This is a genomic window from Paracoccus aestuarii, from assembly GCF_028553885.1.
Taxonomy (GTDB): domain Bacteria; phylum Pseudomonadota; class Alphaproteobacteria; order Rhodobacterales; family Rhodobacteraceae; genus Paracoccus; species Paracoccus aestuarii.
The window spans coordinates 2,837,758-2,853,583 of the sequence record NZ_CP067169.1 but is presented as its reverse complement, the minus strand read 5'-3'; the positions used below and the strand labels follow the sequence as shown (position 1 = coordinate 2,853,583).

The window sequence follows — 15,826 nt, the reverse complement described above, 5'->3', positions numbered from 1 at the left end:
CAGCCCTCAGCCCTGCGCGGTCACGCCCAGCATCTCGCCGTAGAAGCGGCCCGGCAGGCGGGCGCGGTCATGGATGTCGAAGTAACGCATCATGGCCCCGACATTAGGACCTCGCGCGCGTCATGGCAAGAAACGGCGATAGGGAAATGATGTGCCGCCGGGCAATTGAGATGGGGCGAAAAGATGCTATGTTGGGGGAACCCCTGCGCCGGGGGTGATCGGCGCGAGGACCGGAGGATATAACCCTGTCACAAGACGCCCCGTCGGCCGGTCGGCCGACTTCGACCGCACCCGACACCACCCCGGCCGCAGGCCACAGCAGCGACGACATGCTGCAGCTGGTGCTGACATCCCTGGACGACGACAAGGCCGAGGATGTCGTGACCATCGACCTGCGCGGCCGCACGGCCATCGCCGATCACATGGTGATCGCATCGGGCCGCAGCTCGCGCCAGGTGGGTGCCATCGCCGAAAAGCTGGCCGAGCGCGTGAAGCAGGTCACCGGCCGCAGCCCCCGGATCGAGGGCAAGGATGCCGGCGATTGGGTGCTGATCGACACCGATGACGTGATCGTGCATGTCTTCCGCCCCGAGGTCCGCGACTTCTATCAGCTGGAAAAGATGTGGATGCCCGCCGATGCCTTGGCCCGCGTGCGCGAGCCCGCCCCGGCTTCGGGCTATCAGCCCCAGGGCTGACCGGGCGCGATGCGCATCGACATCGCCGCCGTCGGGCGGCTGAAGACCGGCCCGGAGGCGGCGCTGGTCGCCGATTACCTGCAGCGTTTCGCACGGACCGGCCGCAGCCTTGGGCTGCCGGCCGTGTCCATGACCGAGATCGACGACCGCCGCGCCGTGGGTACGGCGGCCGAGGCCGAGCTGCTGTCGCGCGCGATCCCCGCGGGCGCGGTGCTGGTGGCGATGGACGAACGCGGCGATCAGCCGGGATCGCCGGATTTCGCCGCGCGTCTGGCGGGCTGGCGCGATCAGGCGCGCGATGTCTGCTTCGTGATCGGCGGCGCGGACGGGCTGGATCCGGGCCTGCGGGCGCGGGCCGACTGGCAGATCAGCCTGGGCCGCATGGTCTGGCCGCATCTGCTGGTGCGGGTGATGCTGGCCGAACAGCTCTATCGCGCGGCGACGATCCTGGCGGGGTCGCCCTATCACCGGGCCTGAATCCGGGGGCCCGAATCCCGGGGGGGCCATGGCGCGCGGTTGTCGGCGCCGCCCGCGCCGCGTAGACAGGGGCCAGATCCCCGACAACCCGCGAAGGGCCCGATGACCAAACCCGTGATCCTGTGCATCCTCGATGGCTGGGGCCTGTCCGACCGCCCCGAGCAGAGCGCGCCCGACCGCGCCCGCACCCCCCATTTCGACCGCCTGATGGCCGCGGACCCCAATGCCCGGCTGATCACCTATGGTCCCGATGTCGGCCTGCCGCGCGGCCAGATGGGCAATTCCGAGGTCGGCCACACCAATATCGGCGCGGGCCGCGTGGTCGCCATGGATCTGGGCCAGATCGACCTGGCGATCGAGGATGGCAGCTTTGCCCAGGCCCCCGCGCTGGAGGCCTTCACCCGGACGCTGCGGGCCAGCGGCGGGACGGCGCATCTGATGGGCGTCGTCTCGGATGGCGGCGTGCACGGGCATCTGTCCCATGTGCTGGCCGCCGCGCGGGCCGTGGCGGGGGCGGGCGTGCCGGTCGTCATCCATGCCATCACCGACGGGCGCGACGTGGCCCCCGATTCCGCGCCGGGCTTTCTGGACGCGCTGCAGGCGGGGCTGCCTGCGGGGGCGCGGATCGGCACGGTGATCGGGCGCTATTACGCCATGGACCGCGACAACCGGTGGGACCGGGTCCGGCGGGCCTTTGACGCCATCGTGGCGGGCCGGGGCGAGGCCGCGCCCGATGCCGCATCCGCCATCGCCACCGCCCATGCGCGGCAGGAGACGGATGAATTCGTGCCGCCCTTCGTCATCGACGGCTATGCGGGCGCGCGGGACGGGGACGGGGTCTTCTGCCTGAACTTCCGCGCCGACCGCGCGCGCGAGATCCTGTCGGCCTTGGGCGATCCGGGCTTTGACGGCTTCGACGCCGGCGCGCGCCCGGCCTGGGCGGCGATGCTGGGCATGGTCGATTACAGCGCCCGCCATGACGGCTTCATGCAGGCGGTCTTTCCCAAGCGCCAGGTCGTCAACACCCTGGGGGCCTGGGTCGCGGCCCATGGCCTGCGCCAGTTCCGCCTGGCCGAGACCGAGAAATACCCCCATGTCACCTTCTTCCTGAACGGCGGCCGCGAGGCCCCCGAGGAGGGCGAGGATCGTCACATGCCCCAGAGCCCCAAGGTCGCCACCTATGACCTGGCCCCCGAGATGGCCTCGGCCGAGGTGACCGACCGGCTGGTCCAGGCGATCGGGCAGGGCTATGACCTGATCGTGGTGAATTATGCCAATCCCGACATGGTCGGCCATACCGGCAGCCTGGAGGCCGCGGCCCGCGCCTGCGAGGCGGTGGATGCCGGGCTGGGCCGGATGATCGAGGCGCTGGACGCGGTCGGCGGCGCGGCGGTGATCTGCGCCGATCACGGCAATTGCGAACAGATGATCGACCCCGAGACCGGCGGCCCGCATACGGCGCATACGCTGAACCCGGTGCCGGTGATCCTGCATGGCGGGCCTGCGGGCGCGCGGCTGCGCGACGGGCGGCTGGCCGATCTGGCGCCGACCGTGCTGGCGCTGATGGGGCTGGAACCCCCGCCCGAGATGACCGGAGAAAGCCTGATCGCCCGATGACCCGTATCGCCCCCCTCCGCAGCCTGACCCTGGCCGCGCTGATCGCGCTGGCCGCGCCCCCGGCTCTCGCCCAATCCGACGACCCGCTGATCGACGGGGCGCTGTCGGATGCGGTGACCGGCGCGCTGACCGAGGCGATGACCGCCACGCCCAGCCCCGCCAACCAGGCCGTCGCCGATGCCGAGGCCGCCGCCGCCATCCTGCGCGCCGCCTTGGGCCAGCTGGCCGCCGCCGTCAGCGCCGACGATCAGGTGACCGCCCTGACCGAGGTGATCCGCGGCTATGAGCTGGGCCTGTCATCCCTGCGCGAGGGCCTGCGCCAGGCCGCCGCGCGCGAGACCGAGCTGCGCGCCCGCTTCGAGACGCAGCGCCACCAGCTGGCCCGCGTGCTGGGCGCCATGACCGCCATGCAGCAGAGCCCCGAATCGACCATGCTGCTGCATCCGGCCGGGGCCTTGGCCAATGCGCGGTCGGGGATGATCCTGTCGGGCGTGACCCCGGGCCTGCGCGCCCAGGCCGAGGCGCTGCAGGCTGATCTGGACGAGATCGCGACCGTGCGCCAGCTGCAGGCCAATGCCGCCGCCATGCTGGGCAGCGGGCTGGACAGCGTCCAGGAGGCGCGGCGCCTGCTGGCCAGCGCGGTCACCGACCGCAGCTCGATGCCGCTGCGCTATGACGAGGATCCGGCCGAATTGCAGGCCCTGCGCGACGCCGCCCAGAGCCTGTCGGATTTCGCCACCGGCATCGCCCGGATGGAAAAGGATGTCGGCGCGCCGATGGAGGATTTCGAGGGCGCGCAGGGCAGCCTGCGCCTGCCGGTCGAGGGCGCGATCCTGCGGCCCTATGACGAACCGGATGCCGCGGGCGTTCGCCGGCCGGGCTGGGTGATCGCCACCGCGCCCGCAGCCCTCGTCCAGACCCCCTGGCCTGCGACGATCCGCTATCGCGGGCCCTTCCTGGATTACGGCAATGTGATGATCGTCGAGCCGTCGCGCGGCTATCTTATCATCTTCGCGGGGCTGTCGCAGGTCTTCGGCGAGGTGGGCGATGTCCTCAATGGCGGCGATCCGGTCGGCCTGATGGGCGGCGCCGAGGCCCCCGCCCAGGAATTCGGGTCCCGCTTCGTGGCCGATGCCGTCCGCGGGGCCGAGGCCGGACGCAGCGAATCGCTGTATCTGGAACTGCGCCGCGGCAATGAAACGCTGGACCCCGCGGACTGGTTCGTGCTGAATCCCGTCACGGACCCGCAACAGGACTGAGACAGGAAAGGCCGAGATGAGACAATATCTGATCGCAGGACTGGGCGGGGTGCTGGCCGGGGCGCTGGTCACCACGCAGATCGCCGGACCCCTGCTGGCGCAGGAGACGCGCGGCAACGCCTCGGTCTATCAGCAGCTGGAACTGTTCGGGAACATCTTCGAACGCATCCGCAGCGACTATGTCGAGGCGCCCGACGACCGCGAGCTGATCGAAGCCGCGATCAACGGCATGCTGACATCGCTGGACCCGCATTCGGGTTTCCTGTCGGCCAACGACTATTCCGACATGCAGACCCAGACCCGCGGCAGCTTCGGCGGCCTGGGCATCGAGGTCAGCCAGGAGGACGGGCTGGTCAAGGTCGTGGCGCCCATCGACGACACCCCCGCCGCCAATGCGGGGGTCGAGCCGGGCGATTTCATCACCCATGTGAACGGCGAATCGCTGCTGGGCCTGACGCTGGACCAGGCGGTGGACATGATGCGCGGCCCCGTCGGGTCGGAAATCACCGTCACCATCCTGCGCGAGGGCGAGAGCGAGCCCTTCGATCTGACCATGACCCGCGACACGATCCGCCTGACCGTGGTGCGGTCACGTGTCGAGGGCCATGCGGTGATCCTGCGCGTCTCGACCTTCAACGACGAGACCTATGACACGCTGCGCACGGAACTGGACAAGGCCGTCGAGGAGGCGGGCGGCATCGACCGGGTGACCGGCTTCGTGCTGGACCTGCGCAACAATCCGGGCGGGCTGCTGAACCAGGCCATCAATGTCAGCGACGCCTTCCTGGACGCGGGCGAGATCGTCAGCACACGCGGCCGCAACCCCGAGGAATCCGAACGCTGGAATGCCGAGGCCGGCGATCTGGCCCAAGGCAAGCCGATGGTCGTGCTGATCAACGGCGGCTCGGCCAGCGCGTCGGAAATCGTCGCGGGCGCGTTGCAGGATCACCGCCGCGCCATCGTCGTGGGCGAGAAATCCTTTGGCAAGGGCAGCGTCCAGACGGTGATGCCCGTCACCTCGGACAGCGCGATCCGGCTGACCACGGCGCGCTACTACACGCCCTCGGGCCGGTCGATCCAGGCCTTGGGCGTGCAGCCCGACATCCTGGTCGCCCAGCCCCGCCCCGCGCCCCGCGCCGAGGAGGAGGACGAGGCCCGCAGCGCCTCCAGCTTCCGCCGGTCCGAGGCGGATCTGCGCGGTGCCTTGGGCAACGAGGTCAGCGACGACGACCGCCAGCAGATGGAGACCGAGGCCGCCGAACTGGCCGCCACCGCCGCCCTGCGCGAGGAGGATTACCAGCTGGCCTATGCGGTCGACATCCTGAAGGGTCTGGCCGCGGTGAACTTCCGCGCCGATCAGGTGCCCGCCGCCGCCACCCCCGCCGTCACCGGCGAGGGCGCGGGATCGGGGACGACGGGCGCGGATCAGGGGTGATGCGGGCGGACGGGACGGGGCCGGGGGGCCTGCCCTACCGGCCCTGCGCGGGGGTGGTGCTGCTGGATGCGCGCGGGCTGATCTGGGCCGGCGAGCGGCGCGACCGCCCCGGCGCCTGGCAGATGCCGCAGGGCGGCATCGACGCGGGCGAAACGCCCCGCCAGGCCGCCCTGCGCGAGCTGACCGAGGAGACCAGCATCGCCGCCGACCGCGTCGAGATCCTGGCCGAGACCGCGGATTGGGTCCAATACGACCTGCCGCCCGACATGCTGGGCCGCATCTGGCAGGGCCGCTTTGGCGGACAGCGCCAGAAATGGCTGTGCCTGCGCTTCATCGGCACCGATGACGAGGTGCGCCTGGACACGGACCATCCCGAATTCGACCGCTGGCAATGGATGACGGCGGCGGATCTGCTGGACAGCATCGTGCCCTTCAAGCGCGCCGTCTATGCCCAGGTGCTGGACGAATTCCGGGACTGGCTGCGCTAGGGCCGGCAGGTGCTGGGGCGGGTCCTGCCCTCGGGCATCAGGGCGCTGATGAAGGTGTTGCTGTAGGGATAGAGATCCCGCAGCGGCGCGTCGCGGCAGGGCGCGATGCCCTCGATCCCCGACAGCATGTCGCGCAGCGCCTCGTGCATCAGCCGGTAATCGGGGTGGTGATCCACCTCCTGGCGCAGGAATTCCGGGCGCAGCAGCCAGGCGCCCTGTTCCCCCGCCGACAGCGCGTCGAACAGATCGAGGCAGTCGCATTCCGCCGCGATCAGCCCGTGAAGGTCGCGATACATCCGCCCCATCACCGCATTGGGCAATTGCCGCCCCGGGCCGGTGCGCTGCCAATAGGCCTGGCGCAGCGGCGGCACGGGGGCCAGAAAGACCGGCAGCACCGTGGCGAAGCCCCGGCCCACCAGCGCGGCGCGCGTGGCCAGGATCGCGGCTGCGGCCTCGCGCACCAGGCCGGGGAAATTATAGAACCCCTCGTTCACGGCCTTGTAGCGGGCGTTGAACAGGATGTCGGCCAGCCCGAAATTCAGCAGCACGACCGTGTCGCGGCGGAACGGGTCCAGGATGCGGGCCAGATAGTCCTGCATCGCCGGGCGGTTCAGGCCGCGGGCGCTCCAGGCGCCGGCCCAGAACGGGTGATAGGAGGGGTGGCGGCCGATGGCGTAATCCAGCGCCTCGCTGCTGGAGGAGCCCAGCACGACCAGATCGCGGTCGGCAGGCCGGATGCGCCCCGAAAACGGGCGCGGCAGATGGGAAAACATTCATGACCCCGGACGACGGGCAGCAATCCTGCCCGTCGTCAGCCATGAAATCAGCGCCGCGCGCCTGTCAATGGGCGCCGTCAGCGGCGCAGCTGATCCAGCAGGATCGAGGTAGGATAGCCGTCCGGCGTCGCGCCGATGGACCGCTGGAAGGCCGACACGGCCTCCATCGTGACCGATCCGAACAGCCCGTCGATCTCGCCCTGATAGAAGCCGCGTTGGGCCAGGCGACGCTGGATTTCTTCGCGTTCACTGGTCGACAGCGGGCGGTCGCTGCGCGGCCAGGATCCCTGGATGCCCGGACGGCCCGCGATGCGTTCGGCCAGGAAGGCCACGCCCAAGGCATAGTTGTCCGAGTTGTTGTAGCGCAGGATCGACCGGAAGTTGTCGCCGATGAAGAAGGCGGGACCCCGCGCCCCCGCCGGCATGATGATCGATCCGTTGCCCGCGGGCATCGCGCCCCCGCCGATCCGGCGCACCCCGAGCGCGGACCAGTCGGCCCGCCGCGTGCCCTTGCCGATCAGGTTCATGTTGAATCCCGAGGGCAGCTGCACCTCGGCGCCCCAGGCCTGGCCCGGCTGCCAGCCGTTGCGGCGCAGATAGGCGGCCGTGGATGCCAGCGCGTCGGTCGGGTCGTCCGACCAGATGTCGCGCCGCCCGTCGCCGGTGAAGTCCACCGCATATTCCAGATAGGAGGTCGGCATGAACTGGGTATGGCCCATCGCGCCCGCCCAGCTGCCCAGCATGCCCGCCGGGTCGATGTCGCCCGCCTGGATGATGCGCAGGGCGGCGATCAGCTGGTTCTGGAACATCTCGCCCCGGCGGCCGTCATAGGCCAGCGTCGCCAGCGAGGGGATGATCTGCATCCGACCGCGATTCGCGCCGAAATTGGATTCCATCCCCCAGACCGACAGCACGATCTCGCGCGGGACGCCATAGCGCTGTTCGATCGCGGCCAGGGTGCGCGACAGTTCGGCATTCTTCTGGCGGCCGGTCTGGATGCGCACATCCGACACCGCGCTGTCCAGATACAGCCAGACCGGGCGCGAGAATTCGGCCTGGCGGCGGTCCAGGCGGATCACCTCGGGGTTGTAGCGGGCCAGCGCCATGGCGCGGTCATAGGTCGCGGGCGACACGCCCGAGGACACGGCGCGGGCGCGGAAGTTCTGGACGAAGCGCTGCAGCCCGGCCTCGTCGCCCGGCGATGCGGCGGGGATGGGCGAGGGCGTGATCAAGGATTGCGCCGAGGAGGGCGTGGCCCCGGACATGCGCGCCGCGGGCGAGGCGCAGGCCGCAAGGGCCCCGATCAGCGCGGTGGACAGGATAACGCGGGAAATGCTCATGGGTGGATCGCCTGTTCGTGACTGCCTGGTTTCTTGATTGTGACCACCCTAGCCCATGATGCCCCACCTGCCTAGGGCGGGACGGCCCCTATTGCAGGGGCATTCCTTCGTCAGGGCGGTCGCCGAACCACGGCGTCATCTGCGCGATGATGACCGAGTTTTCCGCCAAGGCGCGGTCCATCAGGCCGCGTTCCTCGTCGTCGATCTGGTGGCCCTCGGCCAGCCGGTCCTCGATCGTGCCATAGCCGGTGACGTCCAGGGGCGCCATCTCGGCCTGTTTCAGGATCGCCACCGTCTCGCGCACGGCCTCGGCCTCGTCATGGCCTGCGGCATAACAGACCAGCCCCGCCCCCGTGGCGCCCTTGGGCAGCCCGTCGCCCGTGCGCCTGCCCAGTTCGACCACCAGCGTATAAACCTTCATGCATCACCTGTTCGGTTGGGCCGTCTCGGGCCATTCGGGGGCCAGCCAGTCGCGCCCGCCGCATTCGGGGCAGGGCGCGCGGGTGGCGATGATCTGCGCGCCGACCAGCGCGCCGCAGAGGCCACAGCATGTCTGGCCGTCCACGGCAAGGGTGCGCGCATCCTCGGGGCCGGGATTGACCAGGTGATCGGGCGGCAGCAGCGACAGGCCCGGCACCGGATGGGGCCTGCGAAAGACCGACACCCCGCCCCCCGCCTCCAGGAAGGCGGCGCGCAGCTCGCCCAGATTGGCGACGCCCGCAAGCCGCAGCATGGACTTGATCTCGGCCCGGCCCAGGTCGCGATGGGCGGCGGCGTCGGGCAGGATGCGCCCGTCGCGGACCAAGGCCACGGGGCGTCCGTCCAGCACCCGCTTGGCCCGGTCCGACCGCACGATCAGCCGGTCCAGCACCTTGTTCACCCCCACGACCACGGTGATCACCGCCATCGCCGCCAGCAGCGGCACGTCGGGATAGAACATCGCATCCCCCACCGCCGAGCCGAGCGCGATGACCAGCAGGAATTCCACCATCGACAGCTGCGCGATGCCGCGCCCGCCGATCCAGCGGATCATCAGCAGCGCATAGCCATAGATGATCAGCGTGCGGATCACGATCTCGGCATAGAACAGCGGCGGCTGGTCGCCCAGAAACATCCGGGCAAGGTCGAGGGGGATGACCTGGGGGTCCATGTCCGTCCTTGGATGATCGCGCCGCGACGGGTGTCGCGATGGGTTCGGCGCGCATCTCAACGGCGGCTCGGCGGGGCGGTTCCCGCGCGCCCCTGAACCGCAGCGCCGTGGCCGCGTTGTGCCGCCGAGCCTGCAAGGATTCCGCGATGACCACGCAACCGAACCTGACCCTGAATGACGGCCGGATCATGCCCCAGATGGGCGCCGGCATCTGGCAGATCGACGATGACGCGACGGCCGATGTCGTCGCGCAGGCCCTGCGCCTCGGCTATCGCCTGATCGACGGGGCCGCCGCCTACAAGAACGAGGCCGGGATGGGCCGCGGCATCCGCGACAGCGGCGTGGCCCGCGACGAGGTCTTCGTGACCTCGAAGCTGTGGAACGACGCGCAGGGCTTTGACGCCGCGCTGCGGGCCTTCGACGCGACGATGGATCGCTGCGGGCTGGATCATCTGGACCTCTATCTGATCCATTGGCCACTGCCCGCGCTGGACGCCTATGTCGAGACTTGGAAGGCGCTGATCCGCCTGCGCGACGAGGGGCGGGTGAAATCCATCGGCACCGCCAATTTCCACGAGCCGCATCTGCGCCGCCTGATCGACGAGACCGGCATCGCCCCCGCCGTGAACCAGATCGAGCTGCATCCCTCGCTGACGCAGGAGGGGCTGCGCGCCGTCAACCGACAGCTGGGCGTGGTGACCCAGAGCTGGACCCCCTTGGGCCGCGGCGACAGCTTCGACGCCCCCGCGATCCGCGATGCGGCGGCGCGCATGGGGTGCAGCGTGGCGCAGGTGATCCTGCGCTGGCACATCCAGCACGGCCTGTCGGTCATCCCGAAATCCGAGAACCCCGAGCGGCTGGCCGAGAACCTGGCCGCGCTGGAGCTGGAGCTGACCCCCGACGAGATGGCGGCCATCGACGCGCTGGACCGGGGCCATCGCACCGGCCCGGACCCGGACGAGTTCGACTATCGCCAGCCGCTCTGATCCAGCAGGCGGCGCATCAGGGGGCTGGCCGGGTCGGCCAGCGCCTCGATCACGTCGAAATGGTGGCGGCCGGGGTCGATCACGCAGTCCGTGGCCGCCCCCAGCCCCGCCCAGGCATCCGCCAGCAGCCGCGACTGGCGGATGAATTCCGGCCGCTCGGCCCCGCCGACCCAGGCCGTGACGGGGATGCCCATGCGCGGTTCCAGCAGGGCGGGGCTTTCGGCGCGGGCCTCGTCGGCGTCGAGGCGCAGCGTGCCGTTCATTTTGGTGCGCATCAGCGGCCGCAGGTCCGACAGGGCCGAGATCGGCAGGCAGGCCGTCACCCGCCCCGCCACCTCATCGGGCAGCACATCCGGACAGATCAGCCGCGCCGCCAGATGCCCGCCCGCCGAATGGCCGCTCAGCGCGATGGGCCCCGCCACCTGCGACGCCGCCTGCGCGACCTGATCGGCGACGATCCGCGTCATTCCGGCGATGCGGGCCTCGGGCGCCAGCGGATATCCGGGCATCAGGCAGGACCAACCCGCCGCCAGCGCGCCCGCCGCCAGATGCGACCAGACCGAGGGGTCGAAGCGCATCCAGTAGCCGCCATGGATGAACACCATCAGCCCCCGCGGATCGCCATCCGGCAGGAACAGATGCCCCCGCCCCAGATCCTGCGGCGGATGGGCCGCGCGAAAGGCCGCCGCGTCCTCGGTCCAGCGCGGCACATAGCCGTCGGCGCCCGGGATATGCGCGCCGTTCGCATAGGCAGCGTCCCAATCGGTGATCTCATAGAGCATGGCTCCCCCCTCTTTCGGGCAGCGAAACCCGGCGCTATCGTCGCGTCAAGAGGGAGAGCCGAATGACCGATTTCACCAAGACCCGCGCCGCGTTCCACCTGCCCGAGGGCATGACCTATCTGGACGGCAATTCCCTGGGCCCGATGCCCCGCGCCGCCGCGGATCGGGTCGCGACCATGATGCAGGACGAATGGTCGGACATGCTGATCACCGGCTGGAACAGGGCCGGATGGTATGTCCAGCCGCGCAAGGTGGGCGACCGCATCGCGCGGCTGATCGGCGCGGGGGATGGCCAGGTGGTCATGGGCGACACGTTGTCGATCAAGGTGTTCCAAGCGCTCAGCGCCGCCTTGGCCCTGCGCCCCGACCGCCGGGTGATCCTGTCGGACAGCGGCAACTTCCCCTCGGACCTCTATGTGGCCGAGGGGATCGCCCGCGCCCTGGGTGCCACCCTGCGCGTGGTCGAGCCCGAGGCCGTCGAGGCCGCCATCACCCCCGATCTGGCCGTCCTGATGCTGACCGAGGTCGATTACCGCACCGGCCGCCGCCATGACATGCCCGCCCTAACCGCCCGCGCGCATGAGGCGGGCGCGCTGGCGCTGTGGGATCTGGCCCATTCGGCGGGGGCGGTGGATGTCAACCTGCTGGGCGCGGATGCCGATTTCGCGGTGGGCTGCACCTACAAATACCTGAACGGGGGGCCGGGGGCGCCGGCCTTCATCTGGACCCATCCCCGCCATGCCGAGGCCGCACAGCCGATCCTCCAGGGCTGGATGGGCCATGCCGCGCCCTTCGCCTTCGACCAGGAATACCGCCCCGCCGCGGGGATCGAACGCATGCGCGTGGGCACGCCCCCGGTCATCGCCCTGACCGCGCTGGAGGCCGCCTTGGACATCTGGGATCAGGTCGACATGAAGGCCCTGCGCGCCCGGTCGATCGAACTGACCGAGGCCTTCATCGTAGGCGTCGAGGCCGAATGCCCCGATCTGGTCCTGAACAGCCCGCGCGACCCGGCGCGGCGCGGCTCTCAGGTGGGCTTTCGCCATCCGCAGGGCTATGCGGTGATGCAGGCGCTGATCGCCGAAGGTGTGGTGGGGGATTTCCGTGCGCCCGACGTGCTGCGCTTCGGCTTCGCGCCGCTCTACAACGATCTGGAGGATGTGGAGCGCGCGGTGGCGGTCCTGGCCCGCATCCTGCGCGATGGCAGCTGGGACCGGCCGGAATACCATGCCAAATCGGCGGTGACCTGAGGGGACAGGACCGGCGCGCGGGGGGTCCGGGGGGCAGCCAGCCCCCCGGCACGTCGCGGGACGCAGAAACGGCCCGGCGCTATTCGGCAGCCTCGCGCCGGGGCAGGACCCAGTCCGGGCGCGGGAAATGGCAGGTATAGCCGTTGGGGAAGCGCTCTAGGTAATCCTGATGCTCGGGCTCGGCCTCCCAAAACGCGCCGACCGGCTCGACCCCGGTCACGACCTTGCCGGGCCAGATGCCGGATGCATCCACATCCGCGATCGTGTCCAGCGCGACCTGCTTCTGCGCCTCGTCGATGTAATAGATCGCCGAGCGATAGCTCATCCCGATATCGTTGCCCTGCCGGTTCGGCGTCGAGGGATCGTGGATCTGGAAGAAGAACTCCAGCAGGCGGCGATAGGTGATCAGGTCGGGATCGAAGGTGATCTCGATCGCCTCGGCATGGGTGCCGTGGTTGCGATAGGTGGCGTTGGGGACATCGCCGCCGGAATAGCCCACCCGCGTGTCGATCACGCCGGGCAGCTTGCGGATCAGGTCCTGCATGCCCCAGAAGCAGCCTCCGGCCAGGACGGCGCGCTCAGCCATGATGCGCCTCCTCGACCTGGGACAGATAGTCGCCATAGCCCTCGGCCTCCATCCGGTCCTTGGGCACGAAACGCAGCGAGGCCGAATTGATGCAGTAGCGCAGCCCCCCCGCCTCGCGCGGGCCGTCGGGGAAGACATGGCCCAGATGGCTGTCGCCGTGCTTCGACCGCACCTCGACACGGACCATGCCGTGGCTGGTGTCGCGATGCTCGGTCACGTTGCCCTCGACTGGCTTGGTGAAGGCCGGCCAGCCGCAGCCGGAATCGTATTTCGCGGCGCTGACGAACAGCGGCTCGCCCGAGACGACATCGACATAGAGGCCCGGTTCGAAATGGTGGTCATATTCGCCGGTGAAGGCACGTTCGGTGCCGTTTTCCTGGGTGACGCGATACTGCTCCGGCGTCAGCCGGGCGATCGCATCGGGGGTCTTTTCGTAAGCCAAGGGCTTCCTCCGGGGTGATGAGGCGTTCTGCCAGTGATATGGGAACGCCCCATCCGAAGGAAAAGGATCACAGCCGGGCGACGGCCTCTTTTGCCGCATGATATTCCTGGGCCAGCCGGTCGATCCGGGCGGCGGCCGGTTCCACCGCGCGCACCGCGCCGATCCCCTGTCCCGCGCCCCAGATCGAGGACCAAGCCTTGGGCTTCGAGGATCCCGCGCCGAAATTCATCGCGCTGGCATCCGCGCCCTCCAGGTTGTCGGGGTCCAGCCCCGCCTTGCGGATCGACGGCGCCAGATAATTGCCCGACACGCCTGTGAACAGCGACGAGGTCACGATGTCGGCCGCCGTGCTGTCCACGATCATCTGCTTGTAGTCGGGCTGGGCATTCGCCTCCTCGGTCGCGATGAAGGGGCTGCCGATATAGGCCAGATCGGCGCCCATCACCTGCGCCGCCAAGACCGCGCGCCCCGTGGCGATGGATCCCGACAGCAGCAGCGGCCCGTCGAACCAGTCGCGGATCTCCTGGATCAGGGCGAAAGGCGATTGCGGACCCGCATGGCCGCCCGCGCCCGCGGCCACCGCGATCAGCCCGTCGGCGCCCTTTTCCACCGCCTTGCGGGCGAAGGTGTTGTTGATCACGTCATGCAGCGCGATGCCGCCGCAATCATGGGCGGCCTGGTTCACCTCGACCCGCGCACCAAGCGAGGTGATCCAGATCGGCACCTTGTGGCGGTGACAGATCTCGATGTCGCGTTCCAGCCGGGCATTGCTGCGATGCACGATCTGGTTCACCGCGAAGGGCGCGGCGGGGCGGTCGGGATTGGCTTGGTTGTGGCGGTCCAGCTCCTCCTCGATCCGGGTCAGCCAGGCGTCCAGCAGCGGCGGCTCGCCATCCTTTTCCCGCGCGTTCAGGGCGGGAAAGCTGCCGACGATGCCCGCCTTGCATTGCGCGATGACCAGTTCCGGCCCCGAGACGATGAACATGGGCGAGGCGATGACGGGGATGCGCAGGTCTTGCAGGATCGGGGGCAGCATGGGGTTCCTCCTTCGGTTGGGGGCATCTTCGGGCGGCGGGGCGGATCAGGCAATCGTGACGCGGCGGCAGGAACCCCGTCCGAAGCCCCCACGTTTTTCGCAGACAGTCACGAAAGGCATTTTCAGATGAGCGAATCCGTCAATCTCTTTGTCGAGGACACCAAGGGCGAAGGCCGCCCCGTCATCCTGATCCATGGCTGGCCGCTGAGCGCCGAGGCCTGGGAACACCAGATTCCCGCTTTGTCGCAGGCCGGCCACCGTGTCATCGCCTATGACCGGCGCGGCTTCGGTCGGTCCGACAAACCCGAGGGCGGCTATGACTACGACCGGCTGGCCGCGGATCTGGACAGCCTGATCGAGAATCACGACCTGCGCGACGTGACGCTGGTGGGCTTTTCGATGGGTGGGGGCGAGGTCGCGCGCTATGTCGCCAATCACGGCGAGGGGCGGCTGCGCTCGGTCGTCTTCGCCTCCGCCGTGCCGCCCTTCATGATGCAGTCCGACGACAATCCCGAAGGCCCCCTGACCGAGGACAAGGCCGAGGAGATGGAGAAGGGCGCCAAGGGCGACCGCGAGGCCTTCTTCGACCAGTTCACCCGCGATTTTTTCACTGCGAACGGTGAGTTGAAGGTGTCAGAAGAGGAGCGCCGGAAGGCCGTCGCATTGTGCCGACAAGCGGATCAGACGGCGCTGCTGGCCTGCATGGAGGCCTTCGGCACCACCGATTTCCGCGACGACCTGACAAAGGTGACCATCCCGACGCTGGTCCTGCATGGCGATGCGGACGGGATCGTGCCGCTGGAGGGGTCGGGCGCACGCACCCATCGCGCCATCCCGGGCAGCGAACTGGTCGTCATCCCCGGCGCGCCGCATGGCTGCAATGTCAGCCACGCGCGCGAGTTCAACGAGGCGCTGCTGCGCTTTCTGCAGCACTGATGCTGGGGGGCGGCGTCTTGGTCAGGTCCGGATCATCGTGATCTCGTCGACGGAAATGCCGTCGATAATCAGCGCGTTTGGGATCAGGCCGGTCTGCCGAAAGCCGTGGCGGCGATAGAAGGCCGTGGCCTGGGAATTGCCCGCCGAGACGGTCAGTTCGATCTGGGTGATGCCGGACCGCGCCGCATGGTCGATCACCGCCCGCAGCAGCCGGTCGGCAAGGCCCGTCCCGCGCAAATCGGCGCGCAGATAGACCATGATCAGGCTGGCGCGATGGGCCCGCCGCTCGCCGTTCTGTCGGATCAGGCCCATGATGCCGACCGGGCTGTTCCCCTGCATCGCCAGCATGATCGGGCCTGACATGCGCTGGCGCCATTCGGCCTCGGACAAGGCGGCCCAATCGGCATGGGTGTTGGCGAAGGCCTGCGGCTCCTCGATCAGCGATTCCAGCCGGATCGCCTGATAGAGCGGCAGGTCCTGCGGCTGCAGCAGCCGGATCGTCACGTCATCCATCGGTGTCCTGTCCGGTTTGCGGCGTGGCCGCCCTGATGCGGCCACGCCCTTGTCATGG

18 protein-coding genes are annotated in these 15,826 nt (G+C 69.5%); 9 read left to right on the top strand and 9 right to left on the bottom strand.

Annotation, left to right across the window (positions count from 1 at the left end; translation table 11 throughout):
* Positions 1-329 precede the first annotated feature (329 nt).
* The 6 genes from rsfS to JHW48_RS14390 all read left to right on the top strand — a co-directional run bounded on the left by rsfS (position 330) and on the right by JHW48_RS14390 (position 5,971).
* Positions 330-695: a ribosome silencing factor gene (gene rsfS, locus JHW48_RS14415; protein WP_119884641.1), complete on the top strand. Its 366-nt coding sequence runs from the start codon at positions 330-332 to the stop codon at positions 693-695.
* Positions 696-704: 9 nt separating this feature from the next.
* Positions 705-1,172, top strand: a complete 468-nt coding sequence (gene rlmH, locus JHW48_RS14410; protein ID WP_119884642.1) for a 23S rRNA (pseudouridine(1915)-N(3))-methyltransferase RlmH — start codon at positions 705-707, stop codon at positions 1,170-1,172.
* A 102-nt stretch (positions 1,173-1,274) separates the two neighbouring features.
* Positions 1,275-2,789, top strand: coding sequence for a 2,3-bisphosphoglycerate-independent phosphoglycerate mutase (gene gpmI / locus JHW48_RS14405; protein ID WP_119884643.1), 1,515 nt, complete (start codon positions 1,275-1,277; stop codon positions 2,787-2,789).
* A gap of 137 nt (positions 2,790-2,926) precedes the next feature.
* A complete protein-coding gene (locus tag JHW48_RS14400) occupies positions 2,927-4,048 on the top strand; it encodes a murein hydrolase activator EnvC family protein (protein ID WP_119884686.1) in 1,122 nt (373 codons plus the stop codon).
* Positions 4,049-4,064: 16 nt separating this feature from the next.
* The gene (locus JHW48_RS14395) at positions 4,065-5,483 is read left to right on the top strand and encodes a S41 family peptidase (RefSeq protein ID WP_119884644.1); all 1,419 of its coding nucleotides are present in this window, start codon (positions 4,065-4,067) and stop codon (positions 5,481-5,483) included.
* Positions 5,483-5,971 (top strand): RNA pyrophosphohydrolase, encoded by a 489-nt coding sequence (locus JHW48_RS14390; RefSeq protein WP_119884645.1) that lies wholly within the window; start codon positions 5,483-5,485, stop codon positions 5,969-5,971. Before JHW48_RS14395 ends, JHW48_RS14390 begins: the two co-directional genes overlap by 1 nt.
* On the opposite strand, the gene JHW48_RS14385 is transcribed toward JHW48_RS14390, so the two are convergent.
* The 4 genes from JHW48_RS14385 to JHW48_RS14370 all read right to left on the bottom strand — a co-directional run bounded on the left by JHW48_RS14385 (position 5,968) and on the right by JHW48_RS14370 (position 9,237).
* Positions 5,968-6,744, bottom strand: coding sequence for a hypothetical protein (locus JHW48_RS14385; protein ID WP_119884646.1), 777 nt, complete (start codon positions 6,742-6,744; stop codon positions 5,968-5,970). The genes JHW48_RS14390 and JHW48_RS14385 overlap by 4 nt on opposite strands.
* Before the next feature lie 80 nt (positions 6,745-6,824).
* Positions 6,825-8,087 (bottom strand): lytic murein transglycosylase, encoded by a 1,263-nt coding sequence (locus JHW48_RS14380; protein ID WP_170152192.1) that lies wholly within the window; start codon positions 8,085-8,087, stop codon positions 6,825-6,827.
* An 88-nt stretch (positions 8,088-8,175) separates the two neighbouring features.
* Positions 8,176-8,508, bottom strand: coding sequence for a hypothetical protein (locus JHW48_RS14375; RefSeq protein ID WP_119884647.1), 333 nt, complete (start codon positions 8,506-8,508; stop codon positions 8,176-8,178).
* 3 nt (positions 8,509-8,511) lie between these two features.
* Entirely contained in the window at positions 8,512-9,237 is a 726-nt protein-coding gene (locus JHW48_RS14370; protein ID WP_119884648.1) for a DUF421 domain-containing protein, read from the bottom strand.
* Between the two features lie 146 nt (positions 9,238-9,383).
* Here JHW48_RS14370 and JHW48_RS14365 point away from each other — a divergent pair, with 146 nt between their 5' ends.
* Complete coding sequence (locus tag JHW48_RS14365; protein WP_119884649.1) at positions 9,384-10,223, top strand: aldo/keto reductase; 840 nt, start codon at positions 9,384-9,386, stop codon at positions 10,221-10,223.
* Here JHW48_RS14365 and JHW48_RS14360 read toward each other — a convergent pair.
* Positions 10,205-11,005: an alpha/beta hydrolase gene (locus JHW48_RS14360; protein WP_205961836.1), complete on the bottom strand. Its 801-nt coding sequence runs from the start codon at positions 11,003-11,005 to the stop codon at positions 10,205-10,207. The two genes, JHW48_RS14365 and JHW48_RS14360, sit on opposite strands and share 19 nt — an antisense overlap.
* 62 nt (positions 11,006-11,067) lie before the next feature.
* On the opposite strand from JHW48_RS14360, the gene kynU reads away from it, so the two are divergent.
* The gene (kynU, locus tag JHW48_RS14355; protein ID WP_119884650.1) at positions 11,068-12,255 is read left to right on the top strand and encodes a kynureninase; all 1,188 of its coding nucleotides are present in this window, start codon (positions 11,068-11,070) and stop codon (positions 12,253-12,255) included.
* Positions 12,256-12,334: 79 nt separating this feature from the next.
* On the opposite strand, the gene msrA is transcribed toward kynU, so the two are convergent.
* From msrA to JHW48_RS14340, 3 genes are all read right to left on the bottom strand, one after another.
* Positions 12,335-12,841: a peptide-methionine (S)-S-oxide reductase MsrA gene (gene msrA, locus JHW48_RS14350; RefSeq protein WP_119884651.1), complete on the bottom strand. Its 507-nt coding sequence runs from the start codon at positions 12,839-12,841 to the stop codon at positions 12,335-12,337.
* Entirely contained in the window at positions 12,834-13,283 is a 450-nt protein-coding gene (gene msrB / locus JHW48_RS14345) for a peptide-methionine (R)-S-oxide reductase MsrB (RefSeq protein WP_119884652.1), read from the bottom strand. The genes msrA and msrB overlap by 8 nt, the downstream gene beginning before the upstream one ends.
* 67 nt (positions 13,284-13,350) lie before the next feature.
* Positions 13,351-14,319, bottom strand: a complete 969-nt coding sequence (locus JHW48_RS14340) for an NAD(P)H-dependent flavin oxidoreductase (protein ID WP_119884653.1) — start codon at positions 14,317-14,319, stop codon at positions 13,351-13,353.
* Positions 14,320-14,445: 126 nt separating this feature from the next.
* Here JHW48_RS14340 and JHW48_RS14335 point away from each other — a divergent pair, with 126 nt between their 5' ends.
* The gene (locus JHW48_RS14335; protein ID WP_119884654.1) at positions 14,446-15,255 is read left to right on the top strand and encodes an alpha/beta fold hydrolase; all 810 of its coding nucleotides are present in this window, start codon (positions 14,446-14,448) and stop codon (positions 15,253-15,255) included.
* 21 nt (positions 15,256-15,276) lie between these two features.
* On the opposite strand, the gene JHW48_RS14330 is transcribed toward JHW48_RS14335, so the two are convergent.
* On the bottom strand, positions 15,277-15,768 hold the full coding sequence (locus tag JHW48_RS14330; protein ID WP_119884655.1) for a GNAT family N-acetyltransferase: 492 nt from the start codon (positions 15,766-15,768) through the stop codon (positions 15,277-15,279).
* Positions 15,769-15,826 lie beyond the last annotated feature (58 nt).